The organism is Caballeronia sp. BCC1704 (assembly GCF_902833455.1).
In the GTDB taxonomy this organism is placed as follows: Bacteria; Pseudomonadota; Gammaproteobacteria; order Burkholderiales; family Burkholderiaceae; genus Caballeronia.
In genome coordinates this window covers 501,420-527,613 of record NZ_CADFFT010000002.1, presented here as the reverse complement: position 1 = coordinate 527,613, position 26,194 = coordinate 501,420, and the positions used below count along the sequence as shown (strand labels likewise).

Below are 26,194 nucleotides of genomic sequence, written 5' to 3'. Positions count from 1 at the left end.
TCTCCTGTCTCCTTTTATATGCCGCTAGACATTGCGCGCAATCACCATGCGCTGGACTTCGCTCGTGCCTTCGTAAATCTGCGTGATGCGGGCATCGCGATAATGCCGCTCCACCGGGTAGTCCTGAAGATAGCCGTAGCCGCCGTGAATCTGGATCGCGTCCGAGCACACGCGCTCGGCCATCTCGGATGCGAACAGCTTCGCCTGCGACGCCTCCGACAGACACGGCACGCCCTCCGTGCGCATGCGCGCCGCGTGCAGCACCAGAAGCCGCGCGGCGTTGATCTGCGTCTGCATGTCGGCGAGCATGTTCGCGACCGACTGATGCTCGCGGATCGGCTTGCCGAACTGCACGCGATCGCGCGAGTAGGCGCGCGCTGCGTCGAAGGCCGCGCGCGCGATGCCGAGCGCCTGCGCCGCAATCCCGATGCGCCCGCCTTCCAGATTCGACAGCGCGATCTTGAGCCCCTCGCCGCGCGCGCCGAGCAGATTCGCGGCGGGAATCGCGCAGTCGTCGAAGGTGATCGGACAGGTGTCCGATGCGCGGATGCCGAGCTTGTGCTCGGGCGGGCCGACATTGAAGCCCGGCGTGTTCTTCGGCACGATGAACGCCGAAATGCCGCGCTTGCCCGCTTCCGGGTCCGTGACGGCAAACACGATGGCCACGCCCGCGCGCCGACCGTTCGTCACGAACTGCTTGCTGCCCGAGATGATCCACTGCCCGTCGCGCTCGACCGCACGCACGCGCAGGTTGTTCGCCTCGGAGCCGGCTTGCGGCTCGGTCAGGCAGAACGCGCCGATCACTTCGCCGCTCGCGAGCTTCGGCAGCCATTCGGCCTTCTGCGCGTCGGTGCCGTACGCGAGAATCGGCCCGCAGCCGACGGAGTTGTGCACGCTCATCATCGTCGCGCACGACGCGCAGCCAGCGGCGATTTCCTCCATCGCGAGCGCGTAGGCGGTGTAGTCGCTGTAAGTGCCGCCGAGTTCCGCCGGCACGATCATGCCGAGCAGGCCGAGTTCGCCCAACTGGCGCACGACGGCGTCGGGAATCGCGCCGTCTTTGTCCCACTGGCCCGCGTTCGGCGCGAGCACTTCAGCCGAAAACTGGCGCGCCGCATCGCGGATCATGCGCTGCTCTTCGGTGAGAAAACTGTCGATCATGGTTGAACTCGCAAATGGCCTCGTCAGTCGTTCGGATACACTGGCTCGCCGGTACCCGGCGGGCGCTTCGCCAGTCTAGGCAATCGTCCGCGCCCGGCCGATGACCAGAACGATCACGCTAACTGAACGCTTTCGCCACCTAGTGACAACCCCAATCCGCAGAAGAGAATTCGAGCGCGATTCGATCGCCGTCAGTCTCGTCGACGCGGCGCTGCGGTGCGCCGAAGCGCGCGGCATGGCGCGCGCGACGCTGCTAGAGCGCGCGGGCATTCCGCCGGCGATGCTCGATTCGCCGCGCGCGCGCGTTTCGCCCGCGCAGTACGGCCGGCTGTGGCACGCGATAGCCGACGCGCTCGACGACGAATTCTTCGGCCAGGACCCGCACCCGATGCGGCGCGGCAGCTTCGTGCTGATGTCGCAGGCGGCGCTCGGCGCGCGCGACGGCGCGCAGGCGCTCGGACGCATCGCAACCTTCATGCGGCTCGTGCTCGACGAGTTGACGTTCGAGCCGCACATCGACGACAAACGCGTGCGGATCGTGCTGCGCGACGCGCACGCGCCGAAGACGATGTTCGCGTACGCGACGGGCTTCATCCTCGTGTATGGCTTGCTGTGCTGGCTCGTCGGGCGGCGTATTCCGGTGCTTGCCGCGAACCTTCGCTGCGCCGAGCCGGACGACAGCGACGAGTACCGCCTGATGTTCTGCGACGCGATGCGCTTCGATCAGCCGCAAAGCTATGTCGATCTCGCGCCCGAGTGCGCGGCGCTTGCCGTCGTGCAGACGACATCGACACTGAAGACGTTTTTGCGCGATGCGCCCGCGAACTTCATCGTGAAGTATCGCAATCCCGAGTCGCTCGCGGCGCGCATCCGCAAGCGCCTGCGCGAGACTGCGCCAGCCGACTGGCCGGATGCCGATTGCATGGCGGTGTCGCTGAATATGGCCGAAGCCACGCTGCGGCGGCGTCTGAAACAGGAAGGGCTGACGCTTCAGGCGATCAAGGATGCGCTGCGCCGCGACCTCGCCATCTCGCGTCTCGCGGACACGAACGAGACCATTCCGGAGATCGCCGCCGCGCTCGGCTTCTCGGAACCGAGCGCGTTCCGGCGCGCGTTTCGCAAATGGACAGGCGTGCGCCCGGCGGACTACCGGTGGGCGCGCTGATGGCGCGACTGCTATATTGAGACGTCCGATTCACATCGCGGAGCGCGCCATGACCCAGCCACGCCAGACCGAAGCGACGAAAGAGCAGAACCCGGCGAACGAGGAGGACTTGCTCGACGAAGCCCTCGAAGAGACATTCCCGGCCAGCGATCCGATCGCGGTGCATCCTGAGCCGGAATCGCAAGCCGAAGACAAGCGAGGGAAGAAGTAAATCAGCTGTCGTTCGGACCCGGCTCGTCCGGCGTCGAAAGCAGCGCGACCAGTTTCTCGACGTGTTGATGCAACAGCTTCACGTGCTTGTCGATCTGTTCGAGCCGTCCGGACAGATCGGCCTTTGCCGCTTCGCTCATGCGGTCCGAGGCGATGAGTTCGTCGGCTCGCGGCAGCATCGGTTCCACTTGCAACAGTCCGAGCTGGCGCTCCAGCCGGCGCAAATCCTGTGACAGCAGTTCGCGATTCTTCCTGAAAAGCAGATCGCGCCGGTTGACTTCCGCCTGTTGCATCGCGAGATCGGCGACGCGCCGCGTAGCTTCCGTCTGCGAGAGAAGCGGCTCCGGGCCGCGCAGCACGGACCGCTTCGGCGCGGGGTGCGCCGTGCCGCGAAAGACGGCGAAGGGCCTCTCTTCGTCGAGCGCGCGCTTGACTTCGGCGGGCACGTCGGCGGCGCTGCGGCGCTCGTCCATCCAGTGCGGCGGCAGGCCGGACACGAGTTCGATGCCGCGCACGAACTCCTCGTTGAAGTCCCGTTGACCCGCGACGATGAGCTTCATGAATGACGGCGAGAAGTTCATCATGCGCGCCAGACGCGCCGCGCCGCCCGGCGAACCGACCAGAACGTTCAGGTTCGATCGCCAGACGACAAACAACGTTTCGTCGAAATCTTCCATGGACAGGCTCCCTGCAGACCGGGACGCAGCACGCCGCGCCTCGCTGTAGCGCGCGATCCGGCCGCGCGCATGCTTATCCTGTTTCCAATTGCCACCGCGCGCCGGGCCCGGCGCGTCGTCTACCGATACATACCGCATAAAACACCATACTACCGACATCGGCAAGCCGGGCGGACTTCGATATCCGCGCCGGGCGCGCCGGATTGAGAATGCCGCGCCGGTCCGGACGCGGCAGAAAGCTTACGGTTCGTTGCGCAGGTAGCCTTCCTTGCTCGGGTCCATCATTCTCCACGAGACCAGGAGCGAGATAGCGCACATCACCGTCACATACCAGTAAAAGCCGGACTCCATGCCCTCCGTCTTGAACTTGAGCGCGACGTATTCCGCCGATCCGCCGAACACCGCGTTTGCCACCGCATACGAAAGCCCTACGCCCAGCGCGCGCACTTCCGGCGGAAACATCTCGGCCTTGATGAGACCGCTGATCGACGTATAGAAGCTCACGATGGCGAGCGCCGCGACGACGAGCACGAACGCCATGACCGGGCTCGTCACGTCGCGCAGCGCGTGCAGCAGCGGCACGGTGCACAGCGTGGCGAGCGCGCCGAACCACAGCATCGACTGGCGGCGGCCGATGCGGTCCGACAGCGCGCCGAACACCGGTTGCAACAGCATATAGACGAGGAGCGCGACCGTCATCACGTTGCTCGCGGTCTTCGCGTGCATGCCCGCCGTATTGACCAGATACTTCTGCATGTACGTGGTGAACGTGTAGAAGATGAGCGAGCCGCCCGCCGTGAAGCCGACCACGGTCATGAAGGCGCCCTTGTGCTGCATCAGCCCGGCGAGCGTGCCGGCTTCCTTGCGCTCGCGGATTTCGGCGGTCGTGGTTTCATTGAGCGATCGGCGCAGATACAGCGACACGAGCGCCGCGCACGCGCCGACGAAAAACGGAATGCGCCAGCCCCACGCCTTCAGTTCTTCCGTCGACAGAAAAAACTGGAGGATGACGAGCACGAGCAGCGCGGCGAGCTGCCCGCCGATCAGCGTGACGTACTGGAAGGACGCGAAGAATCCGCGCCGGCCGCGCAGCGCCACTTCGCTCATATACGTGGCGCTGGTGCCGTATTCGCCGCCCACCGACAAGCCCTGAAACAGCCGCGCGATCAGAAGCAGGAGCGGCGCCCATGCGCCGATGCTCGCGTAAGTCGGCAGAAAGGTGATGACGAGCGAGCCGCCGCACATCATCAGCACGGAGATCATCATTGCGTTGCGGCGGCCGTGCTTGTCGGCGATGCGGCCGAACAGCCAGCCGCCGATCGGTCGCATCAGAAAGCCCGCCGCGAACACGCCCGCCGTGTTGAGCAATTGCACGGTCGGATTGCTTCCGGGGAAGAACGCGGCCGAGAAGTACAGCGCAAGGAACGAATAGATATAAAAGTCGAACCATTCGACGAGATTGCCCGACGATGCGCCGACGATGGCGAAAACGCGTCGCCGGGTGTCCTCTGCGGTGTATTGGGGAAGATCGGTCATGTGTGCTGAACTCTTTTGTCTCTGTCGGATGGCAAGTCCGGCGCTTAGGTCCGGGACCGAACGCTCTTTCGGCGTTCGGGCGCAAGTTTAAACGACGCGTCGGCGCGTCGGCGCGCGAAAGCGCGTGTCGTGGGATCGGCGCGAAGCCCTTTCTTGCAGCTTGCAACGAGTGTAGGCACGGCGGGCGGCGGACGAGCGGCGTTCTTCTCGCACACGGCTAGGTGATTTCCCCAATGCGAGACTTTATCAAGCATTTATCGATAAAGTCTCGGTTCAGGCCGCATCGGATAACGGAAACGCGAGGTTTGCATGGACAAGCAGAAACCGGTCACGCTCGACGCCGCGCTCGCGTCGAAATTCGCGCAAGTGGCGCTCGGCCATTTGACGCGCGAGTACCCCAACAAGCTCGATCACGTCTTGGCGAGCGATGCCGACGCGCAAAGCCCGCGCGCGCTGCATCCGATCTTCTATGGCAGCTTCGACTGGCATTCGTGCGTGCACGGTTACTGGCTGATCGCGCGCCTCTTCGATCGCTTTCCCGGCCTGGCCGAAGCCGGGCGCATTCGCGCGGTCATCGACGAGCATTTCACCGAGGCGAATGTCGCCGCCGAAGCCGCTTATCTGCAGCGCCCCGCGTCGCGTGGTTTCGAGCGGCCGTACGGCTGGGCGTGGCTGCTGGCGCTCGCGGGCCAGTTGCACGCGATGCAATCGGACGACGGCGCGCGCTGGGCGCGCACGCTGCAACCGCTCGCGGATGCGTTCGTCGATCGTTTCACGGAGTTCCTGCCGAAGTCGACGTATCCGCTGCGCGTGGGCACGCATTTCAACATGGCGTTCGCGATGACGCTCTCGCTCGGCTACGCGCGCACGGTTGGCAATGCGTCGTTCGAAGGGCTGCTCGTGGAAACCGCGAGGCGGTGGTTCGAGAACGACGCGGGGTGTCAGGCGTGGGAGCCGGCGGGCGACGAGTTTCTGTCGCCTTCGCTGATGGAAGCGGTGCTCATGCGCCACGTTCTGCCCGACGCACGCTTCGCCGGCTGGCTCGATGCCTTCCTGCCGCGTCTCGCCGACCGGGAACCGGCGACGCTCTTCGTGCCCGCCACCGTCACGGACCGCAGCGACGGCAAGCTCGCGCACCTCGACGGCCTGAATTTGAGCCGCGCGTGGTGCCAGCGCACGATCGCGCGGGCGCTGCCGCCCGGCGATGCGCGCGTCGCCGTGCTCGAGGCGAGCGCCGCCGAGCATCTCGCGTCCGGCATCGAACACGTCGCGGGGGATTACATGGGCGAGCACTGGCTCGCGACCTTCGCGCTGCTCGCGCTCGAAGCGTGATGCGTTATGCGTAATGCGTAATGCGTTATGCGTTATGCGTAATGCGAACGTGACGCGTCAACGCGGCTGAAACGCGATCAGGCACATGCCGACGAGCGCGATCGCCGCGCCTGCCACATCCCACGCGCTCGGCCGGATGCGCTCGACCGCCCACAGCCACGCAATCGCCACGCCGATATAGACGCCGCCATACGCCGCGTAGACGCGTCCGGCGGCGGCATCGTGCAAGGTCAAGAGCCACGCGAAAAGCGCGAGCGACAGCGCGCCGGGCACGATCAGCCACGGCGAGCCGCCGCCTTTGAGCCATCGATACGGGAAATAGCAGCCCGCGATTTCGGCTACGGCGGTCGCGACATACAGCAGGAATGTTCTCATCGAAGGGCGAAGGCGCTGACTGGATTCCCATTATCGGCTGCGTGCGCGACCGTTGCGCCGTCGCCGCGCGCTGACGACAATGTCGCGTTTCCCACCGACGCCCTTCGAACCCGATTTGACCGCTCCCGACGATTCCTCGCAACGCGCCGCCCTGCCCACGCACTGGCATCGCCGCGTCCTGACGCTCGCCTTTCCCATCGTCCTCGCGAATCTGACGCAGCCGATTCTCGGCGCGGTCGATACCGCCGTCGCCGGCCATCTCGACGGTCCGCAGTATCTGGGCGGCGTGGCGCTGGGCGGGCTCGTCTTCAGCTTCGTGTTCTGGGGCTTCGGTTTCCTGCGCATGGGCACGACCGGGCTCGTGGCGCAGGCGTTCGGCGCGCGCGATGCCGCCGCGCTGCGCGCGCACGTGCTGCGCGCGCTGATGCTGGCGGTCGCGATCGGCGTGGCCGTGCTCGCGCTGCAAGCGCCGATCATCCGCTACGCGCTCGCCGCGCTCGGCGGCAGCGCCGCCGTGCAACAGACGGCGAGCGCGTATTGCCATGCGCGCATCTGGGCCGCGCCGTTCGCGCTCGGCAACTACGCGGTGCTCGGCTATCTGCTGGGCTGCCAGCGCGTGCGGCTCGCGCTCGCGACGCAGGTGTTCATCAACGCGGTGAACATCGTCGCGGTGCTGCTCTTCGTGTATCGGTTCGGCTGGGGCATCGCGGGCATCGGCGCGGCAACCGCCTTCGCAGACTTCTGCGGCTTCGCGTTCGGCCTCGCGATTCTCTGGCGTCTGCGCGAACGAGGCTTGCCGCCACTCGCGTTCCACAGTTTGATCGATGCACGCGCGATCAGGCGCCTCGTTGCCCTCAATCGCGATATTTTCGTGCGCACGCTGTGTCTGCTCGGCGCGTTCGGCTGGTTCGCGCACGTCGGCGCGCGTCAGGGCGACACGATTCTGGCCGCGAACGCGCTTCTGCTGAATTTCCAAACGTTCATGGCATTCGGGCTCGACGGCTTCGCGCACGCCGCCGAAGCGCTGGTCGGCGCGGCCGCCGGTGCACGCGACCGTCACGCGTTCCGTCAGGCCGTCAAGGTGACGATGTTGTGGTCTGCCATCGGCGCGGCGGGCTTTTCCGTCGTCTATTGGTTGGGCGGCGAATGGATCATCGGACGGCTGACGGATCAGGCCGCCGTGCGCGCGGCGGCGCTGCGCTTCCTGCCGTGGGCGGCGATACTGCCGCTCGTGTCCGTCGCCGGCTTTCAGCTCGACGGCGTGTTCATCGGCGCGACCGGCACGCGGGAACTGATGCGCGCGATGGCCGCATCGGCCGCGATCTTTCTGCTCGCTGCTTGGCTCTTCACGGGGGCGCTCGGCAATCACGGGCTATGGCTCGCGCTCACCGTTTTCATGGTCGCGCGAGGCGTCACGCTGCTGGTTCAGCTGCCGTCGATCGAGCGGGCGTCGTGCGCGGGCGATTCGCGCTGAAGCGTCATTCGGCTTTCGGATGCAGCGCCGCGAGGCCATCGAGTAGCGCCTTATGAAACACCGCCGGCTCCTGCATCTGCGGCGCGTGCCCGGCGTCCGGAAACTCGACGAGCGTTGCGTTCGGAATCCGCTCCTTCGCCAGTTTCGCCAATTCGGGATAACGCCCGAGCGTCGGGCGAATCTCGGGCGGCGCGAAGTCCTTGCCGATGGCCGTCGTGTCTTTGTCGCCGATCAGGAGCAGCGTCGGCGTCTTGATGTGGTCGAATTCGTAGACGACGGGTTGCGTATAAATCATGTCGTACAGCAGCGCCGAATTCCACGCGACGATATCCTTCCCCGGCCCGCGATACATGCCCGCGAGCATCTGCACCCACGGCTCGTAGTCGTCGCGCCACTGACCCGCGTAATACGTGTTTTTCTCGTAATTGCGAATGCCCTCGGCGCTCGTCTTGAGCTCGCGCGCATACCAGTCGTCGATGGAAATGGACGGCACGCCCTTCGCCTTCCAGTCCTCCAGCCCGATCGGATTGACGAGCGCGAGTTGCTCGGTCTCCTGCGGATACATGAGCGCGTACCGAACGGCGATCATGCCGCCCGTCGAATGCGCAATCAGCGTCGCGCGATTCACGCCGAGCGCGCCGAGCAGCGCGTGCGTGTTGCGCGCCAGTTGCTGGAAGCTGTACTGATACCGCTCGGGCTTCGTCGACTTGCAAAAGCCGATCTGATCCGGCGCAATCACGCGATAGCCCGCATCGGACAACGTTTCGATGGTCTGTTTCCACGTCGCCGCGCAGAAGTTCTTGCCGTGCAGCAGCACCGCAGTGCGTCCGTTGGGGTGCGCCGGATGCACGTCCATATACGCCATGCGCAGCACCTGCCGCTGCGACGTAAACGCAAAGCGGGCGACCGGATACGGATAGTCGAAGCCCTGCAACTCGGGACCGTACGCGGGTTCATCGGCGGATGCGGGCGCTGCAGTCATCGACGAAACACAGCAAGCGAAAGCAAGCAGCAAAGACCGCGCGAAGAGAGGCATCGATTTCATGGGCTGTTTTTATCGAGATGAATGGCCCGAGCGATTCTAGCGCGCGGCAAGCCCTTATACTGTGCCGCCCTCGCTGGCCGCGCGTCGAATCGAGCGCAGCCGGGGGCGTTTCAGGGCATCGCAATCAGTCGGGATTTTCAAAGCATGCAAGCAAGGTTCAAGGCACTCGTCGCCGCGCTTCTCGGCGCCGCGTGCATCAGCGCGGTCGCGAACGACTGCCCGCAGTTCAGCCCGTCCGGGCGCGAACCCGTCGTGACGAACGCGAAGATGCGCGCGTCCACGCAGGAAATCTGCTACTCGGATTTCGCGCTCCTGCACTCGGGCGTCACGCACGGGCCGCTGTGGTCGGCGGAACATCTCACGGCGCAGAGCGTCGATGAGGCGAAGGACAACACGCGCACCAATCGCTTTTTCGTCGACAAGCGGCTGCCGCGCGGCGACAGCGCGCAACTCGACGACTACAAGCGCAGCGGTTACGACCGCGGCCACATGAGCCCGGCGGGCGACCGCGCGAGCAAGCAGGGCATGGCCGAATCGTTCTCGCTCGCGAACATCGTGCCGCAGGACCCGTCGAACAACCGGCGCATCTGGTCGCGCATCGAGCAGGCGGTGCGCCGGCTCACGGAGGAATCGGGCGAGGCGTACGTCGTCACCGGGCCGCTGTTCTCGGGCCGGCAGTTGCAAACGATCGGCGAGTCGCGCGTGTTCGTGCCGACGCAGTTGTACAAGGTCGTGTATTTGCCGCAGCGCCAGATTGCGTTCGCGGTGGTCGTCGAGAACACGCCGACGAATACCTATACGATGAAGACCGTGCGCGAACTCGAAGCCATGAGCGGTCTCGCGTTTCCCGGCATTCCGGACGCGCTCAAGGACAAACGAATTGGAGGATTGAGAGGTGTTTAAGCCCTTTGCCAACGATACCGACGCCCTGAACATCGCGGGCGACGCCATAAACATCGTCAACGGCAAGACGCGCGTGACGATCAGCGGCGATCTGACGATTGCGCGGGACCAGGCCGGCCTCGCCGCCGCGAAGGCGCTGCACGACGCGCTCGGCGCAATCGTCGAGTCGCTCGCGAAGGACGCGCATCTGCCGGCAAAACTGCCGGACGAGCCGCCCGCTCCCACCGGCACGGCCGACAATCCGTTCATCTGACGGCAACGGCGCGTCTCGCGAGCGCAGCGTGATCGAATGCCACGTCCGCCCGAGTCCGCTCGGCCCGATCCTGTATCGCGCCGAGGACGCGTGTCTGACCGGCCTCTTTTTCGTCGGGCAAAAGCACTTCCCCGCCGGGCTGCCGCCGCACGCAATTGTCCACGACGGCCGGCCCGCGCCGCGCGTGATCGAAGCCGCATGCGATGAGATCGCCCAATATTTTGCCGGGGAGCGGCTGACGTTTTCAGTGCCGGTCAGGCTGCGCGGCACGCCGTTTCAGCAGCAGGTCTGGGACCTTTTGCGTCAGATTCCTTTCGGCGATGCGTGGACTTACGGCGATCTCGCGCGGCGGCTCGGCTTGCCGCCCGGCGCATCTCGGGCCGTGGGCGGCGCGAACGGGCGCAATCCGGTGGCGATCATCGTGCCGTGTCATCGCGTGATCGGCGGCGACGGCGAGTTGACGGGCTATGCCGGCGGCGTAGACCGGAAACGATCGCTCCTGACGCTCGAAGGCGGCCGCGGACGCGCGCAACTCGCCCTCTTCTGAGCGTCGCGACGACGAAAAAAGCTCGCGGACCGTGCGGTCCGCGAGCTTTTTTCTGACTACGACGCCTAAGCGCGTTATTGCGTCAGCACGACTTCCACGCGACGATTCTCGGCGCGGCCGACGCTCGTCGCGTTCGATGCGATCGGATGCGACTCGCCGTAAGCCTTCGTCGCGAAGTCCTGCGCTTGCAGGCCGTGGGTCTTGAGGTATTCGAGCACGGCGCGCGCGCGGCGCTGGGACAATGCGACGTTGTACGACGGCGAGCCGATGGAATCCGTATAACCCTGCACCACGACCGACGCGAACGTCACGCCGCGGCCATCGGCGATGAGCTTGTCGAGAATGGCGCGGGCTTTCGGCGTGAGTTGCGCGCTATCGAACGCGAAGTTGGTCTTCTCGTCGAGCGTGAGCTTGCGCACCGGCGCGATAACCGGCGTCGCGGCGACCACAGGCTGCGGTTCGGCTTGCTGAACGGGCGTCTGCGCAACCGGTGCTTGCTGCGGCATGCCGCATGTGAAGACGACTTCGCCCGCATTGCCCGGCGCATTCGTGCCTTCGACGTTTTGCAGCACATTCACAGGCTGATTCCCGCAGATTTTCTGCGCGGCTTGCATGCACGCACTTCCGTTTTGGAATACGCCGTAGCATTCGGAGCGGAACGCCTTCTGCCCGCTCGATGTCTGGATTTCATTGACATTGAACGTGGGCCCGGATGTTGTGGAGCAACCGGCGAGCACAGCGGCGGCAGCGATAACGGCGGCAACGGTTTTTCTAAGCATCTTTAATTCGATTGGAAAACGCGAGATCTGGATTCAGGCACGCCGCGCAATACGGCATGACGCCTGATTTTTCCCGGCTTGGATGGAAGCGGGCGTTTTGAAGCGTTGCGATTCTAGCAACGCGTTTTGCCTCTCCCGCAGAGATAAATCCCAATTTCTCGAACTTTTCCGATGCCGCGATTGAGGCGCTTATTTTCCCGTTGCGGGAAGATCGCCGTCGGCCTGCTTCTGCAACTCTTGCACGCGCAATTGCAGCGCGCGAAGCTGCGCCTGCGCCGCCGCCTGCTCGGTGCGCAATTGGCGAATGGCGTCCTGCTCCGCTTGCTGATGACTCGCCACTTCGCTCTGCTGCGCGTGTGCGACATCGAGATCAGCCTGCAAGCGATTGGCCCGTTCCTGTTGCGCGGCGATCTGCCGCTGGGCGTAGGCCGTTTCCGCTTCGAGCTTGATGCGGCGAATCTCCGCATCGGCCAGCGTCACCGATGATTTGGCGAAATCCGAATATGCCGATTCGGCGCGCGCCTCGTTTTGCGTCTTCAATACGCGCCAGAATTTGTCGAGTTGAAACAACGCCGCGTAATACGTCATTTGCTCGCGATAATACGCAAGGCTCGCGCCATAACTGCCGTTCACGGTTTTTCGCAAGATGATGATCTTGCCGTCGCGGGCCAACGCTTCTAATTCCGCGACGTCGCCGTTCGAGGATGACGCATTGCCCGGCGTATCGGGCGCGCGGGCGGATTGCACTTCGCCGGGCGCAGCGCAAACGCTCATCGACAGCGCGCAGAAGCCCGCGATCAGCGCCACTTTCGAAACAGCCATGCGTTTCATTGCAATATTCCCGGGCCATCGACATTGAGATTAGCCCGGATTATGACGAGACGCCGCGATTAATGCGAGCCGGTTTTGAACCGGCGTTAAGCGAATTTCCGATGCTTCAATCGCCCTTCCGATAATTCCACCGCATCGCGGCCAACCGGCGTTTGGAGCGGAGAAAATATGCGCGAGTCCGTCGGTGAGGCGGGCATCCGCGAGAAAATGCCGCGATCCGAGCTGAACGCAAACGGCGCGGCGGAAAGAATATGCGCGTCGGGCAACGGCTCGGCGGCTCGCGAAGGTGTAGCCAAGGAAATCAGATAAGAAGTCAAACAAGCGGCGAGCGCGACGGCGCTCCAGACCGAGTGCGAACGGTTCATGGCGAGAGAAAGCAGAGGCTGGCGCGACGCGCCGGGAAGCGGAGCCGGAGAACGCGCGGCTCCACGACATCGAGGAGCGTATTTGACCAGCGACGAAGTCCGCCGCCCATGAGACGGTTCTCAAACTGCCGTTGTCCGCGACAAATCGGCAGCCGAGCGACATAGGCTCGGATTATGCAAGGGCCGAAACGCCAACGCCCTGGCGAGACCGCTCGCGGCAGCGGCGCGGACGCTTCACTGAGCCTCCCGCTCAAGGCCCGCGCAGGAATGCGAGCGATTCAAACGGCGACACGTTGCCGATAGTCAGCCATAATTCGCGTTCTTACGAGCCGGCCGCCGGGTAAAAACGAAAATTTCATGAGCCAAGACGACAATCTCCCCTCCGAACCTTCACCCGAGCGCGCCGCGAACGACGACAACGTTACCACCGGCGTCCCGGGCCTGGACGAAATACTCGGCGGCGGCTTTGTCGGTGGCGGGCTCTACATGATCGAAGGCATGGCGGGCGCGGGCAAAACGATTCTCTCGTCGCAAATCGGCTTTCATCGCGTCGCGCAGGGCGACAAGGTGCTGTACATCACGCTCATCGCGGAATCGCACACCAAGCTGCTCTCGCATTTGCGCGCCCTGTCCTTCTACGACGCGAACGCCATTTCCGGCCGCATGCTCTTTGTGAGCGGCTACCACGAACTCATGCGCGACGGCCTTTCCGGCTTTCTCGCGCTGATCGCGTCCACGATCAAGTCGAGCCGCCCGCGCTTCATGGTGATCGACGGCTTTCGCAGCGCGCGCGAGTTTAGCTCGACGGAGCTGGAACTCTCGCAGTTCATCCACGAGCTTTCGGCGTTCGTGAGCGCGGCACGTTGCACCACGCTGATTCTCGCGCCGCTCTCGGGCAACGAGCCGCATCCGGAGCACACGCTCGTCGACGGACTGATCGAACTGAACCGCTTCAGCACGGGCATGCGCCGCGCCCGCGAGATAGAGGTGCATAAGCTGCGCGCCCGCGATCATCTGCTCGGCAAGCATTTCTTCAGCATCTCGAATAGCGGCCTCATCGCGTATCCGCGTCTGGAGGCTTCGCGCGCGAATCAGAACGCGCCGCGCCACTACGACTCCAAGCTGGCGTTCGGTTTCCCCGAGTTCGACCGCATGATGGGCGGCGGCGTGGCGCGCGGCTCGACGACGACGCTCGTCGGGCCGTCGGGCGTCGGCAAGACGCTGCTCGGGCTCAAGTTTCTGCAGGCGGGCGTCGAACGGGGCGAGCGTTGCGTTTATTTCGGCCTGTACGAATCGCCGGACCGGCTGATCGCGAAGGCTCGGTCGGTGAATATCGATCTGACCGACGCGGTGAACGACGGGCGGCTCACGATCGAATGGCATTCGGCGGTCGAACTGTCCATCGACGAACTCGCCGCGCAACTGATGGCCGTTGTCGCGCGCACGGATGCTTCGCGGCTCGTGGTGGACGGCATCGACGGCTTCCAGCAGTCGGCCAACCGCGCGGAGCGTTTCGGACTCTTTCTGAACGCGCTCACGCTGCGCCTGCGCGACGCCGGCGTCACGACGATCGTCACGGAGGAATTGCCGCTCTACGGCGAATCCGCGCCGCCCAGCACCATGCGCGCGTCGGCGATGACCGAAAACATCGTCCTCATGCGCTACGTCGAGGCGAATTCCGCGCTCTACCGCATGGTGTCCGTCGTCAAGCAGCGTGAAAGCGCGCACGATTCCGGCATTCGCCGCCTGACCATCGATGCGCGCGGCCTGCATATCACGGAGAGCTTCATCGGGCCGACAGGCATCCTGTCCGGGCATCCGTCGCTCTCGCCTGCGCTGTCCGTGACGGATCCCGGCCCGCGCACATGAAAAAAATCCTTGTCGTCGACGACGAATTCGACATTCTGACCACCTGGCGGCTCGTGCTGGAAATGGAAGGCTACGAGGTGACGACGGCCTCCAACGGGCGCACAGCGCTCGATGCCGCTAACATGAACGCGCCGGACGTCATCATCACCGACTGGATGATGCCGCACATGGACGGCGTCGAGCTGATCCACAGCCTCGCGGCAAGCAATACGCTCAGCAAGGTGCCGGTCATTCTGATGAGCGCCGCCGCGAACGCGCCGGAACTCGATCATCCCGACGCGCGGTTTCGCAGAAAGCCGCTTTCCATCGACGATTTGCTCGTGCTGGTGGCGGATCTGGTGAATCGCAGATGACTCAGCGGCGCGGTGGGCACGAAGCATGCTCTATCGTCCGTTCCGGCGCTGCCGGTTGAATCGAAGCAGTAACGGGGCAATACCAACGCAAACCGCTTCAACGAGAATGGGAGGCACCATGGTGCAAGATCAAGTGGAAGGCACGGCTCAAAACGTGGTCGGCAAGGTGCAAGACGCGGTCGGCGCGCTGACGGGCGATTCGGGCACGCAGGTCGAGGGCAAGGCGCGTCAGGCGCTCGGCTCGCTGCAGCAGACGTACGGGCAGACGCTCGACAACGTTCGCAGTGCCGTCTCGGATCAGCCGATCAACGGCGTTCTGATCGCCGCGGCCGTCGGGTTCCTGCTGGGCGCGTTGTGGAATCGCGATCGGTAAAGGAAAGGGCGACGCGCTGCCTGTCACGGCGGCGCGCACGCGTTTGAGCGACAAAGCCGGCGTCTCGCGCGCCGGCTTTGTCGTTTGTGGCGGTCTTATGCTTTACGCGGCGAGCACATTCGACAACGTGCCGATCCCCGCGATCGACACATCGACGCGCGCGCCGTCCTTGATCGACCCGACGCCGATGGACGTTCCGCACGCGATCACGTCGCCGGGCGCGAGCGACATGTCGTGTGAAATCAGGCTGACCTGCTCGGCGGGCGAGAAAATCATGTCGTCGAGCGGGTAGTTCTGGCGCTCGACGCCTTCCACCGTGGTCACCACATTCGCGTTGCGCCAGTCGAAACCGCTGACGATTCCCGGCCCAAGGCACGTGAACGTGTCGAAGCCCTTCGAGCGGCACCACTGCGCGAAGTTGGGATCTTCCTGAAGCAGTTCGATGGCGGTGACGTCGTTCACGCAGGTAAAACCGAAAATCGCATCCTCGGCCTCTTCCACCGACGCGCACGACACCGCCTTGCCGATCACGATACCTAGCTCGCCCTCGTAGGCAATCTTGCCGTGATAATTCTTCGGCCGGCGAATCGACTCGTTCGGCCCGATCACCGACATCGGCGGCTTGATCAGAAAGAGCGGATGCTGCGGCGGCGCCTTGTCGAGCTTCTGCGAGAGCGCGTAGTAGTTGTTCCAGAGCGCGATGACCTTGCTCGGCTCGCAGGGCGCGAGCAGCGTGAGGTCGTCCACGGGAAAGGAGATGTCGGTCGGGCGCGGCTCGTCGAACAGCGCGCCGTCGTGCTGCACGACGCGGCCCGAGCGCTCGTCGAGCGTGCCGAAGCCGATATGCCCGTCGGCATCGCGAAAACGTATCCAGGTGGTCACGGGAGTCCCTTTCTAATTGGCGCGAGCCGCGGCCCGCGCCGTTCCCTCGGATCGAATCGGCTCAGATCAGGCCCGCGCCGCGCGCCCACTTGTATTTCGCGCCGAGCACCGCGACGGGCAACTCGGTCGAATACGCGTAGGCCGGCACGCCGTGTTCGTACAGATACTCGGCGGCCTCCTCCACCTGCACGTCGCCGGCTAGCGACGCGACGATCGGCTTTTCGATGCCGCGCGCCTTCATCTCCTCCTTCACCTCGATCACGAGCTTGGCGAAGACCATCGGCGGCGTGATGATCGTGTGCCAGTAGCCGAGAATGATCGAATGGATGCGGTCGTCTTCCAGCCCGAGCTTGATCGTGTTCTTGTACGTGGTCGGCGGCTCGCCGCCCGTGATATCGACCGGATTGCCCGCCGCGCCGAACGGCGGAATGAACTTGCGGAACGCGGCGTCGAGATCGTCGGGCATAGTCATCAGCGAGAGGCCGTTGTCCACGCAGGCGTCCGAGAGCAGCACGCCCGAGCCGCCCGCGCCCGTGATGATGACCGTGTTCTCGCCCTTCGGCGTCGGCAGCTTCGGAATACCGCGCGCGAATTCGAGCAGATCGCGCAGCGACCGCGCGCGGATCACGCCGCATTGCGCGAACACGTCCTCGTAGATCTTGTCGTTGCCCGCGAGCGCGCCCGTGTGCGAACTCGCCGCGCGCGCCCCGAGGCTCGTTCTGCCCGCCTTCAGCACGACGACCGGCTTCTTCTTCGACACGCGCCGCGCGGCTTCGGCGAAGGCGCGGCCGTCTTTCAAATCTTCGCAGTGCTGGGCGATGATTTCCGTGTTGTCGTCCTGCTCGAAGAACGTGAGCAGATCGTCTTCATCGATATCGCTCTTGTTGCCGAGGCCGACGATGGCCGACACGCCCATCTTCGCCGACCGCGAAAAGCCGATGATCGCCATGCCGATGCCGCCCGATTGCGACGAGAGCGCCGCCTTGCCCTTCACGTCATACGGCGTGCAGAACGTCGCGCACAGGTTCTTCGGCGTGTAGTAGAAGCCGTAGATGTTCGGGCCCATCATGCGGATATCGTACTGACGCGCGATGCGCACGAGTTCTTCCTGTCCCTCCTGATTGCCTGTTTCGGCGAATCCGGACGGAATCAGCACCGCGCCGGGAATCTGCTTCTCGCCCACCTCCACCAGCGCCTGCGCGACGAACTTAGCGGGAATCGCGAACACGGCCACGTCGATCACGCCCGGCACGTCTTTCACGCTCTTGTACGCCTTGCGGCCCATGATCTCGTCGGCCTTCGGGTGGATCGGGTAGATGGTCCCCTGGTAGCCGCCGTTGATCAGGTTCTTCATGACGGAGTTGCCGATCTTGCCGTCCTCGTTCGACGCGCCGATCACCGCGACCGCATCCGGCTTCATGATGCGGTTCATCTGCCTGACGATCTGCTCCTGCGTCGGGCGGTAACGCGGCTCGGCCGGCTCGAAGTCCATCACGATGCGCACGTCCGCCGCCACCGCGCCGTTCGGGCTCGCGAAGACCGGGTTCAGGTCCATTTCGGAGATTTGCGGGAAGTCGTCGACGAGGCGCGACACGCGCTCGATCAGCGTCACGAGCGCCTCGCGATTCACGGCCTCCGAACCGCGCACGCCGCGCAGGACATCGGCGGCCTGAATGCCGTCGAGCATCGACGCGGCTTCTTCGCGCGTGACGGGCGCCAGGCGGAACGTCACGTCCTTCAGCACTTCGACGAGCACGCCGCCGAGCCCGAACGCGATCAGCTTGCCGAACGACGGGTCCGTGACCGCGCCGATGATGACTTCCTGGCCCGCGCCGACCATCTGCTGAACCTGCACGCCGACGATGGTCGCGTTCGCGTCGTACTTCTTCGCGTTTTCGATGATGGTCGCGAAGCCCGCCTTTACGTCCGCTTCGCTCTTCACGCCGACGAGCACGCCGCCCGCCTCCGTCTTGTGCAGAATCTCCGGCGAGACGATCTTCAGCACCACCGGAAAGCCGATGAAGGACGCGAGCTTGGCCGCGTCGTCGGCGCTGGTCGCGACGCCTTCCTGCGGCACCGAGATACCGTAGGCGTCGCAGACGAGCTTGCCTTCCGGCGCGGTCAGCGACGCGCGCCCCTCGGCCTTCACACGCTCGAAGATTTCCGCGACGCGGCGCTTGGCGTCGGCCGCGTGCAACGGCACGATGTTCGATGCCGGCGTGGAAGATTGGACTGTTTCGCTGCGTTCCTGGACGACCGTGCTGTTCATGTTGGCGTGTCTCCGTGTATTCGAGGACGAGTCTGGACCGCGCGCCGCCCGTTGCGGGCAGCGCGCGAAGGGCGCATCGGGAGTGAAGGCTCAGATCGCGCCGAGGCTCTTCAGCGTGGCGATCTGGTCGGGCGTGTAGCCGAGCTCGGCCATGACTTCATCGGTATGCTCGCCGAGCAGCGGCGAGCGCACGACTTCCGTCGGGCTGTCCGAGAGCTTGATCGGGTTGCCGACCGTCAGGTATTTGCCGCGCACCGGATGGTCCACTTCCACGACCGTGCCGGTCTTTCTCAGCGACGGTTCTTCGGCGATTTCCTTCATCGAGAGAATCGGGCCGCAGGGAATGTCGTGTTTGTTCAGGATCTCCATGGCCTGGAACTTGGTTTTCGACATGGTCCAGCGTTCGATTTCCGCGAAGATTTCTTTCAGACGCGGCAGGCGAGCGTTCGGCGTCTTGTAATCCGGATGCTCGATCCACTCTTCCTTGCCGATGACCTTGCAGATCTCGCCCCACACCGGCGCCTGCGTGATGAAGTAGATGTACGCGTTCGGATCGGTTTCCCAGCCCTTGCACTTCAGGATCCAGCCCGGCTGGCCGCCGCCCGACGCATTGCCCGCGCGCGGCACCGCGTCGCCGAACTTGCCGTTCGGATACTGCGGGTACTCCTTCATGACGCCTGTGCGTTCCAGCCGCTGCTGGTCGCGCAATTTCACGCGGCACAGGTTGAGCACGCCGTCCTGCATGGCCGCGAGCACTTTCTGCCCGCGCCCCGTGCGGTTGCGCTGATACAGCGCCGTCACGATGCCGAGCGCGAGATGCAGCCCCGTGCCGGAATCGCCGATCTGCGCGCCGGTGACGGTCGGCGGGCCGTCGTCGAAACCCGTGGTCGATGCCGCGCCGCCCGCGCACTGCGCGACGTTCTCGTACACCTTGCAGTCTTCGTACGGCCCCGGCCCGAAGCCCTTGACGGACGCCACGATCATCGCCGGATTCAACTCCTGGATGCGCTCCCACGTGAAGCCCATGCGGTCGAGCGCGCCCGGCGCGAAGTTCTCGACGAGCACGTCGCACTTCTTGACGAGCGTTTCGAGAACTTTCTTGCCCTCGGGATTCTTCGTGTCGATGGTGATCGACCGCTTGTTGTGGTTGAGCATCGTGAAGTAGAGGCTGTCGGCATCGGGGATATCGCGCAGTTGCTCCCGCGTGATGTCGCCTGCGCCGGCGCGCTCCACCTTGATGACGTCCGCGCCGAACCACGCCAGCAACTGCGTGCAGGTCGGACCCGATTGAACGTGCGTGAAATCGAGGATGCGTACGCCATCCAGTGCCTTGCCCGAGGTGTTCATGGCTGTCTCCCTGTGTCTTCGATCGCGTTCTTTATTTGTACATCGTCTGGGCCATCGTGCCAGGCGCGTAAACCGTAGGATCGACCCAAATATTGATGACCGCGCTCTTGCCGGTCTTCGCGATCGACTCGCGCGCCCGCTGCAACGCGCCGGCGATCTTCGACGCTTCGTACACTTCCTCGCCGTAGCCGCCGAGCATTTCGGCGAAGCGGCCATACGGCACGTCCGAGAGCAGATTGCCGACGTTGCCGCGCTCCTCGCCGTATTTCGCGAGTTGGCCGTAGCGAATCTGGTTCATCGCCGAGTTGTTGCCGATGACCGCGATATACGGCACGCCGAAGCGATTGGCCGTTTCCATGTCGAACGAGGTCATGGAGAACGCACCGTCGCCGTAGTAGCAGAGCACTTCCTTCTCCGGATTCGCGAGCCCCGCCGCGATGGCGAAGCCCGTGCCGACGCCGAGCGAGCCGAGCGCGCCCGGGTCCATCCACTGGCCCGGGCGGCGCGGACGCACGGCTTGCGCCGAGATCGTCACGACGTCGCCGCCATCCCCGATATAAATGGTGTCGTCGGAGAGGAACTGATTGATCTCGTGCGCGACGCGATACGGATGAATCGGGCTTGCGTCGGACGTGAAGAGCGGCATGAGCTTGGCGGTCGCCGTTTCTTCCGCCGCCGCGAGTTCGCGCATCCACGCCTGGCGCGACTGGCGCTTGTCGTTCTTCAGCCGGCCGCTCGCGGCTTGCAGCACCGCGCCGAGAATCGCGCCCGGATCGCCGACGAGCCCGAGGTCGATATCGCGATTCTTGCCGACCGTGCGGTAATCCATGTCGATCTGCACCAGCTTCAGTTCCTTGCTGATGCGCTTGCCGTAACCCATGCGGAAATCGAACGGCGTGCCGACGATCACGATCAGATCCGCCTTCGCGAAAGCCTGCGAGCGCGTGCGGTCGAAGTGATGCGGATCGCCCGGCGGCAGCAGGCCGCGGCTTGCGCCGTTGAAGTAGCCGGGAATGTCGAGGCCGCGCAGCAGCGCGATAGCTTCTTCCTGGCCGCGCGCCGTCCAGACTTGCTGGCCGTACAGAATCGCCGGGCGCTCCGAGTTCACGAGCAGATCGGCGAGCTTCTCGATGTCCTTCGGATCACCGACCGATTTCGTCGACGCGCGATAGCGTCCGGGCTGCGGAATCACGGCCTTGCTGACGTCGATTTCACGGTCCAGCACGTCCCGCGGGATTTCCAGATACGCCGGGCCGGGCGCGCCGTTGAAGGCTTCGCGCGCGGCCATCGACACCATGTCGGCGACGCGCTCGGTGCTCGGCACGGTCGCCGCGAACTTGGTGATGGGCGACATCATGTCGACGTGCGGGAGGTCCTGCAGCGAGCCCATTTTGTGCTGCGTGAGCGCGCCCTGCCCGCCGATATGGATCATCGGGCTTTCCGAGCGAAACGCCGTGGCGACGCCCGTGACCGCGTTCGTGCAGCCGGGGCCGGCCGTCGTCACGACGCAGCCGAGCTTGCCCGTCTGACGCGCGTAGCCGTCGGCGGCGTGAGCGGCGACCTGCTCGTGGCGCACGTCGATGATGCGGATGCCTTCATCGACGCAGCCGTCGTAGATATCGATGATGTGGCCGCCGCACAGCGTGAAGATGGTATCGACGCCCTCGTTTTTGAGGGCGCGCGCAACGAGATGGCCGCCCGAGACGACGCCTGCGCCGCGCGTCTTTTGCTTGAGCGTGTCATCGGCGGTGGTGGTGGCTGGAGCGACTTCCGGACGGCTGCTGACGACTTCGGACATGTGTTGTCTCCTCCTCGAATGGGGTGATGTTCTTTCGCTCAGGACCTCGCGCTGTTGTCCTGTTGCTGTGATATACAATATTCCACACACAGTATTAGTCAACGATGTTCTGATTGGAACAAACCCTGTGATGCAGTGCATGACCGGCGCTTCCTGCTGCTGCATCTGCTTTTCGCTTTATTCTTGCTGCGAGGCACAACGACGCCCTGATATCCGCGTGATAGTGATATGTGATATATCTCATATCAGCGCGGACCGCTGCATTCGTCACGCGCATCCACGACAACGACCGGAGCGCTCGCTGTCAGCACGCGCCGGACGAAACAGGAGACGCAATGAACATTCACGAATACCAAGCGAAGGCGCTGCTGCGAAAGTACGGCGTCGCGGTGCCGCAAGGCCGCGTCGCCTTCACGGCGCAGGAGGCCGCCGATGCCGCGAACGCGCTCGGCGGCCCGGTCTGGGTCGTCAAGTCGCAGATTCATGCGGGGGGACGTGGCGCGGGCCGGTTTGCCAACGATCCCGATGGCAAAGGCGGCGTGCGCGTGGTGAAGTCAGTGGAAGACGTGCGCGAGAACGCTGAAAAGATGCTGTCGTCCGTGCTCGTGACGAAGCAGACCGGACCGGTCGGCAAGGAAGTAAAGCGCCTCTATATCGAGGAAGGCTGCGACATCGCGCGCGAGCTGTATCTCGGCATGCTGGTCGACCGGGCGAGCTCGCGCATCACGATCATGGCGTCGACCGAAGGCGGCATGGAAATCGAGGAAGTCGCGCATCGCACGCCCGAGAAGATCCTCAAGGTCGCGATCGATCCCGCGACCGGCCTCCAGCCTTTTCATACGCGGCAGGTCGCGTTCGGGCTGGGGCTCACTGGCAATCAGGTGAAAGCGGCGTCGAAGTTCATCGCCGCGCTGTATCAGGCCTTCGTCGATCTGGATGCTTCCGTGGTCGAGGTCAATCCGCTTGTCGTGACCGGTTCCGGCGACGTCATGGCGCTCGACGCGAAGCTCAATTTCGACGACAACGCGCTGTATCGCCATCCGGACGTCGAAGCCCTGCGCGACGAAGACGAAGAAGACCCCGCCGAAATCGAAGCCGCGAAGCACGGGCTCAACTACGTTAAGCTGGACGGCAGCATCGGCTGCATGGTGAACGGCGCGGGCCTGGCGATGGCCACCATGGACATCATCAAGCTGTACGGCGGCGAGCCGGCGAACTTTCTGGACGTGGGCGGCGGCGCGACGCAGGAACGCGTCGCGACCGCCTTCAAGCTGATTCTGCGCGATCCGAAGGTGCGAGGCATCCTCGTCAACATCTTCGGCGGCATCATGCGCTGCGACGTGATCGCGCAAGGCGTCGTCGCGGCGGCGCGCGAAGTCGACCTGCGCGTGCCCCTCGTCGTCCGTCTGGCCGGCACGAACGTCGATGCAGGCCGCGACATTCTGCGCACGTCCGGTCTCACCATCATCTCCGCCGAAAACCTCGCCGATGCCGCCGACAAGATCGTCAGCGCCGTCCATCACTGAGAGGGAGCCCCCATGAGCGTCTTGATCGACAAGAACACGAAGGTGATCTGCCAGGGCTTCACCGGCGCGCAAGGCACCTTTCACTCCGAGCAGGCGATTGCTTACGGCACGCGAATGGTCGGCGGCGTCACGCCCGGCAAGGGCGGCACGACGCACCTCGACCTGCCGGTCTTTGACACGGTGGCCGATGCGGTCGCGAAAACGGGCGCCGACGCGTCCGTGATCTACGTGCCGCCGCCCTTCGCCGCCGATGCGATTCTCGAAGCCATCGACTCCGAAGTGCCGCTGATCGTCTGCATCACCGAAGGCATCCCGGTGCTCGACATGCTGCGCGTGAAGCGCGCGCTCGCGGGCTCGGCGAGCCGGCTCGTCGGGCCGAACTGTCCGGGCGTCATCACGCCGGGCGCGTGCAAGATCGGCATCATGCCGGGACACATTCATCAGCCGGGGAAGATCGGCGTGGTGTCGCGCTCGGGCACGCTGACCTACGAAGCGGTCGCGCAGACGACCGCGGCCGGACTCGGCCAGACGACGTGCATCGGCATTGGCGGCGATCCGGTGAACGGGACGAACTTCATCGACTGCCTGTCGCTGTTCCTCGCCGATGACGCGACCGAAGGCATCATCATGATTGGCGAGATTGGCGGATCGGCGGAGGAAGAAGCGGCGCAATTCCTGAAGGACGCGAAGACGAAAAAGCCGGTCGTCGGCTTTATCGCCGGCACGACCGCGCCGCCGGGACGCCGCATGGGCCACGCGGGCGCGATCATCTCGGGCGGATCGGGCACGGCGAGCGCGAAGATCGATGCGATGAAATCGGCGGGCATCCACGTCGCCGATTCGCCGGCCGCGCTCGGCGAAACGATGCTGCGGGCGATGCGCTAGCGCGTCTTGCGGGCGCATGAAAAAGGCCGCGCGGCGATTGCCGTGCGGCCTTCTGCTTTACTGCTCGCGCTGCTCGAAACTCAATCCAGGAAATCGCAATTCGCCTCGACGAACGCCGCGAGATCCAGCGAATGCTGTCTCACGAGCCGCTCGACGAGCTCGGTGTCGCGCTTCTCCAGCGCCTCGATAATGCGCATGTGATCGACGATCGAGCGCGACGCGCGGTCGCTCTGCGAGATCGTCATCTTCCGGATGGCGCGCACGTGCACGAAGATGTTCTTGATCGTGTCGAAGATGATCTGCGACTTCGACAGCCGCACGATGGCCTGGTGGAACGCGATATTCGCTTCCGAATACTCGTCGATATGCTCGGCCGGCGTACTGTCGCGGAAATTGTCGAACATGTGGCGAAGCTGGGCGATTTCCTCGTCCGTCGCGCGCTGCGTGGCAAGGCGCGCCGCCATGCTTTCGAGCGCCGCCCACATGTGGATCATCTCGACGATCTCGCGCTTGGTCTTGCGCAGGATATACACCCCGCGGCGCGGCACCGTGCGCAGAAAGCCTTCCTGCTCCAGCAGCGTCATGGCCTCGCGGATAGGCGTTCGCGAGACGCCCAACGCTTCCGTCAGCTCTTTTTCGTCCAGACGGATTTCTTCCCGCGAACGGTAGATGTCCGCTTCCGCGATGGCCTGCCGCAGTTTCGCGTACGCCTGATCGCGCAGCGAAACCGTGGCGTTGATCGGCTCCAGCGAAAGCGTCAGCCCGTTCGGGCGAACTTCCGGCCTGTCTACGGATTGAGTATCAGATGGCATTGATGGCTTGGTTTCCCATTTGCGGACGGTCCGCGACGACGCGCTTGCCCGATCCGCCGTTCTGGTCGTCCGCCGCGAGTCCGGCGAAGCGACCGTGTTCCTGTGCGCGCTGCAGCATGTCCTGCGGCACCGCCGACGCAATCATAAACGTAACGCCCACACCCACGGCAACCAGCGCGACTCCAACGACTACCAACAAGGCGATGCTCATTTCAGGCTCCGGTCAAATCACTCAAGAGCCTCTAGTATATGTTGCGTCGCAGCAGGACGCAACATATTTTGCATCTTGTATATCAGAAACAACGCTGGCGTCCTTCGATCCAGTTTAGGCCGCTTTTTGCGTTTGCGGCGGCGCTGGCGCCCGCGCGGTTCCCTGATTCACCGCTTCGCGCAGCTTGATCAATGCGAGGACCGCATCGATCATCGGCGTTTCGACGTGCACCAGGCGGCCGATTTCCTGCACGACCGTGATGAGCGGATCGATTTCCATCGGCCGGCCGGCTTCGCAGTCCATCAGCATCGACGTTTTGTGCGCGCCGACCGCCCCAGCGCCGTTGATGCGCCGCTCCACGTCCACCCGAAAGTTGACGCCGATCTTGTCGCCGATCGCCTTTGCTTCCAGCATCATCGCCTTCGAGAGCGCGCGCGTGCCGGGGTCGCTCGTGAGGACATCGAGCGTCGCGTGCGTGAGCGCGCTGATCGGATTGAAGCAGAGGTTGCCCCAGAGCTTCAGCCAGATCTCATCGCGGATGTTGTCGCGCATCGGCGCTTCCATGTCGGCGGCGGCCATGATGTCGTGCAGTGCCTGAAGGCGCGGCGTGGTCTCCCCGCTCGGCTCGCCGATGGGAAACTTCTTGCCGTAGTGATGCTCGATGACGCCCGGCTCCACGATTTCCGCCGCAGGCAGCAGCACGCAGCCGATGGCACGCTCCGGCCCGAAGACGCTCCATTGCCTGCCGCCCGGATCGATGCTTTGCAGCGTCGTGCCGGCGAGCGCGCCGCCGTGCTGATAGAAGTACCAATAGGGCAAGCCGTTGACCGCTGTGACGATGGCCGTGTCCGGGCCGAGCAGCGGCGGCACCAGGTCGACCACGCCGGGCACCGAATGCGCCTTCAACGCGATGATCACGTAGTCCTGCGGCCCGAGTTCAGCGGGGTTATTCGTGCAGCGCACTTTCACCGTGTGCTCTTCCCCATCGATTCGAAGCCGCACGCCGTTCGCCTGCATCGCCGCGAGGTGCGGCCCGCGCGCCACGAAGCTGACGTCCGCTCCGGCCCGCGCGAGTTGCGCGCCCATGTAACCGCCGATGGCTCCGGCGCCATACACGCAGATCTTCATGCTCGTCTCCTAGAGTCGTAGTCTTGCAGGCTTCTGATATACAAGATACTACATTCCACGTTCACGCAGGACAAGGCGATTCGTGCGA

The 26,194-nt window shown here is 64.5% G+C and carries 27 protein-coding genes; 12 read left to right on the top strand and 15 right to left on the bottom strand.

Features of this window, described 5'->3' with window-relative positions; all coding sequences use genetic code 11:
- Positions 1-24: 24 nt before the first annotated feature.
- Positions 25-1,158 (bottom strand): acyl-CoA dehydrogenase family protein, encoded by a 1,134-nt coding sequence (locus tag HWX53_RS12065; protein ID WP_175942376.1) that lies wholly within the window; start codon positions 1,156-1,158, stop codon positions 25-27.
- Between the two features lie 145 nt (positions 1,159-1,303).
- Here HWX53_RS12065 and HWX53_RS12060 point away from each other — a divergent pair, with 145 nt between their 5' ends.
- Both HWX53_RS12060 and HWX53_RS12055 read left to right on the top strand, forming a co-directional pair.
- Positions 1,304-2,326, top strand: a complete 1,023-nt coding sequence (locus tag HWX53_RS12060; RefSeq protein ID WP_244140085.1) for an AraC family transcriptional regulator — start codon at positions 1,304-1,306, stop codon at positions 2,324-2,326.
- Between the two features lie 49 nt (positions 2,327-2,375).
- A complete protein-coding gene (locus HWX53_RS12055; protein ID WP_175941061.1) occupies positions 2,376-2,537 on the top strand; it encodes a hypothetical protein in 162 nt (53 codons plus the stop codon).
- A 1-nt stretch (position 2,538) separates the two neighbouring features.
- Here HWX53_RS12055 and HWX53_RS12050 read toward each other — a convergent pair whose 3' ends face one another.
- Both HWX53_RS12050 and HWX53_RS12045 read right to left on the bottom strand, forming a co-directional pair.
- A complete protein-coding gene (locus HWX53_RS12050; protein WP_175941060.1) occupies positions 2,539-3,213 on the bottom strand; it encodes a hypothetical protein in 675 nt (224 codons plus the stop codon).
- Between the two features lie 240 nt (positions 3,214-3,453).
- Entirely contained in the window at positions 3,454-4,749 is a 1,296-nt protein-coding gene (locus HWX53_RS12045) for an MFS family transporter (RefSeq protein WP_175941059.1), read from the bottom strand.
- Between the two features lie 309 nt (positions 4,750-5,058).
- Between HWX53_RS12045 and HWX53_RS12040 the strand changes: the two genes are divergently transcribed.
- Positions 5,059-6,081 (top strand): DUF2891 domain-containing protein, encoded by a 1,023-nt coding sequence (locus HWX53_RS12040; RefSeq protein WP_175941058.1) that lies wholly within the window; start codon positions 5,059-5,061, stop codon positions 6,079-6,081.
- A gap of 57 nt (positions 6,082-6,138) precedes the next feature.
- Here the strand turns inward: HWX53_RS12040 and HWX53_RS12035 are convergent, their stop codons facing one another.
- Positions 6,139-6,456 carry a YnfA family protein gene (locus HWX53_RS12035; protein WP_175941057.1) on the bottom strand — a complete coding sequence of 106 codons (318 nt, stop codon included), beginning with the start codon at positions 6,454-6,456 and terminating at the stop codon, positions 6,139-6,141.
- Between the two features lie 115 nt (positions 6,457-6,571).
- Here HWX53_RS12035 and HWX53_RS12030 point away from each other — a divergent pair, with 115 nt between their 5' ends.
- A complete protein-coding gene (locus HWX53_RS12030; RefSeq protein ID WP_241269972.1) occupies positions 6,572-7,930 on the top strand; it encodes an MATE family efflux transporter in 1,359 nt (452 codons plus the stop codon).
- A 4-nt stretch (positions 7,931-7,934) separates the two neighbouring features.
- On the opposite strand, the gene HWX53_RS12025 is transcribed toward HWX53_RS12030, so the two are convergent.
- Positions 7,935-8,912: an alpha/beta hydrolase gene (locus tag HWX53_RS12025; RefSeq protein ID WP_241269971.1), complete on the bottom strand. Its 978-nt coding sequence runs from the start codon at positions 8,910-8,912 to the stop codon at positions 7,935-7,937.
- A 207-nt stretch (positions 8,913-9,119) separates the two neighbouring features.
- Between HWX53_RS12025 and HWX53_RS12020 the strand changes: the two genes are divergently transcribed.
- The 3 genes from HWX53_RS12020 to HWX53_RS12010 are packed head-to-tail and all read left to right on the top strand — an operon-like array spanning position 9,120 to position 10,678.
- Positions 9,120-9,878 carry a DNA/RNA non-specific endonuclease gene (locus HWX53_RS12020; RefSeq protein WP_175941055.1) on the top strand — a complete coding sequence of 253 codons (759 nt, stop codon included), beginning with the start codon at positions 9,120-9,122 and terminating at the stop codon, positions 9,876-9,878.
- The gene (locus tag HWX53_RS12015; protein ID WP_175941054.1) at positions 9,871-10,131 is read left to right on the top strand and encodes a hypothetical protein; all 261 of its coding nucleotides are present in this window, start codon (positions 9,871-9,873) and stop codon (positions 10,129-10,131) included. The genes HWX53_RS12020 and HWX53_RS12015 overlap by 8 nt, the downstream gene beginning before the upstream one ends.
- A 28-nt stretch (positions 10,132-10,159) precedes the next feature.
- Positions 10,160-10,678, top strand: a complete 519-nt coding sequence (locus tag HWX53_RS12010) for a methylated-DNA--[protein]-cysteine S-methyltransferase (RefSeq protein ID WP_175941053.1) — start codon at positions 10,160-10,162, stop codon at positions 10,676-10,678.
- Positions 10,679-10,752: 74 nt separating this feature from the next.
- Here the strand turns inward: HWX53_RS12010 and HWX53_RS12005 are convergent, their stop codons facing one another.
- From HWX53_RS12005 to HWX53_RS11995, 3 genes are all read right to left on the bottom strand, one after another.
- Complete coding sequence (locus HWX53_RS12005) at positions 10,753-11,292, bottom strand: OmpA family protein (RefSeq protein WP_175941052.1); 540 nt, start codon at positions 11,290-11,292, stop codon at positions 10,753-10,755.
- 354 nt (positions 11,293-11,646) lie between these two features.
- Entirely contained in the window at positions 11,647-12,288 is a 642-nt protein-coding gene (locus tag HWX53_RS12000; RefSeq protein WP_175941051.1) for a DUF2968 domain-containing protein, read from the bottom strand.
- A gap of 86 nt (positions 12,289-12,374) precedes the next feature.
- On the bottom strand, positions 12,375-12,653 hold the full coding sequence (locus tag HWX53_RS11995; RefSeq protein WP_175941050.1) for a hypothetical protein: 279 nt from the start codon (positions 12,651-12,653) through the stop codon (positions 12,375-12,377).
- A gap of 357 nt (positions 12,654-13,010) precedes the next feature.
- Here HWX53_RS11995 and HWX53_RS11990 point away from each other — a divergent pair, with 357 nt between their 5' ends.
- The 3 genes from HWX53_RS11990 (at position 13,011) to HWX53_RS11980 (ending at position 15,248) form a co-directional block, all read left to right on the top strand.
- Entirely contained in the window at positions 13,011-14,522 is a 1,512-nt protein-coding gene (locus HWX53_RS11990) for an ATPase domain-containing protein (protein ID WP_175941049.1), read from the top strand.
- Positions 14,519-14,875: a response regulator gene (locus HWX53_RS11985; protein ID WP_175941048.1), complete on the top strand. Its 357-nt coding sequence runs from the start codon at positions 14,519-14,521 to the stop codon at positions 14,873-14,875. The genes HWX53_RS11990 and HWX53_RS11985 overlap by 4 nt, the downstream gene beginning before the upstream one ends.
- Before the next feature lie 118 nt (positions 14,876-14,993).
- Entirely contained in the window at positions 14,994-15,248 is a 255-nt protein-coding gene (locus HWX53_RS11980; protein ID WP_175941047.1) for a CsbD family protein, read from the top strand.
- A gap of 102 nt (positions 15,249-15,350) precedes the next feature.
- Here HWX53_RS11980 and HWX53_RS11975 read toward each other — a convergent pair whose 3' ends face one another.
- The 4 genes from HWX53_RS11975 to HWX53_RS11960 form a co-directional block, all read right to left on the bottom strand.
- The gene (locus HWX53_RS11975) at positions 15,351-16,130 is read right to left on the bottom strand and encodes a fumarylacetoacetate hydrolase family protein (protein ID WP_175941046.1); all 780 of its coding nucleotides are present in this window, start codon (positions 16,128-16,130) and stop codon (positions 15,351-15,353) included.
- 61 nt (positions 16,131-16,191) lie between these two features.
- Positions 16,192-18,399: an acetate--CoA ligase family protein gene (locus HWX53_RS11970; protein ID WP_244140084.1), complete on the bottom strand. Its 2,208-nt coding sequence runs from the start codon at positions 18,397-18,399 to the stop codon at positions 16,192-16,194.
- A 90-nt stretch (positions 18,400-18,489) separates the two neighbouring features.
- On the bottom strand, positions 18,490-19,746 hold the full coding sequence (gene frc, locus HWX53_RS11965; RefSeq protein WP_175941045.1) for a formyl-CoA transferase: 1,257 nt from the start codon (positions 19,744-19,746) through the stop codon (positions 18,490-18,492).
- Positions 19,747-19,777: 31 nt separating this feature from the next.
- Positions 19,778-21,544 carry a thiamine pyrophosphate-binding protein gene (locus HWX53_RS11960; RefSeq protein ID WP_175941044.1) on the bottom strand — a complete coding sequence of 589 codons (1,767 nt, stop codon included), beginning with the start codon at positions 21,542-21,544 and terminating at the stop codon, positions 19,778-19,780.
- A gap of 335 nt (positions 21,545-21,879) precedes the next feature.
- On the opposite strand from HWX53_RS11960, the gene sucC reads away from it, so the two are divergent.
- Both sucC and sucD read left to right on the top strand, forming a co-directional pair.
- The gene (sucC, locus tag HWX53_RS11955) at positions 21,880-23,070 is read left to right on the top strand and encodes an ADP-forming succinate--CoA ligase subunit beta (RefSeq protein ID WP_175941043.1); all 1,191 of its coding nucleotides are present in this window, start codon (positions 21,880-21,882) and stop codon (positions 23,068-23,070) included.
- A 12-nt stretch (positions 23,071-23,082) separates the two neighbouring features.
- Complete coding sequence (gene sucD, locus HWX53_RS11950; RefSeq protein WP_175941042.1) at positions 23,083-23,955, top strand: succinate--CoA ligase subunit alpha; 873 nt, start codon at positions 23,083-23,085, stop codon at positions 23,953-23,955.
- Between the two features lie 80 nt (positions 23,956-24,035).
- Here the strand turns inward: sucD and HWX53_RS11945 are convergent, their stop codons facing one another.
- From HWX53_RS11945 to HWX53_RS11935, 3 genes are all read right to left on the bottom strand, one after another.
- A complete protein-coding gene (locus HWX53_RS11945; RefSeq protein WP_175941041.1) occupies positions 24,036-24,767 on the bottom strand; it encodes a GntR family transcriptional regulator in 732 nt (243 codons plus the stop codon).
- On the bottom strand, positions 24,757-24,978 hold the full coding sequence (locus HWX53_RS11940; RefSeq protein ID WP_175941040.1) for a hypothetical protein: 222 nt from the start codon (positions 24,976-24,978) through the stop codon (positions 24,757-24,759). The genes HWX53_RS11945 and HWX53_RS11940 overlap by 11 nt, the downstream gene beginning before the upstream one ends.
- 114 nt (positions 24,979-25,092) lie before the next feature.
- Positions 25,093-26,106: a 2-dehydropantoate 2-reductase gene (locus tag HWX53_RS11935; protein ID WP_175941039.1), complete on the bottom strand. Its 1,014-nt coding sequence runs from the start codon at positions 26,104-26,106 to the stop codon at positions 25,093-25,095.
- Positions 26,107-26,194: the final 88 nt, after the last annotated feature.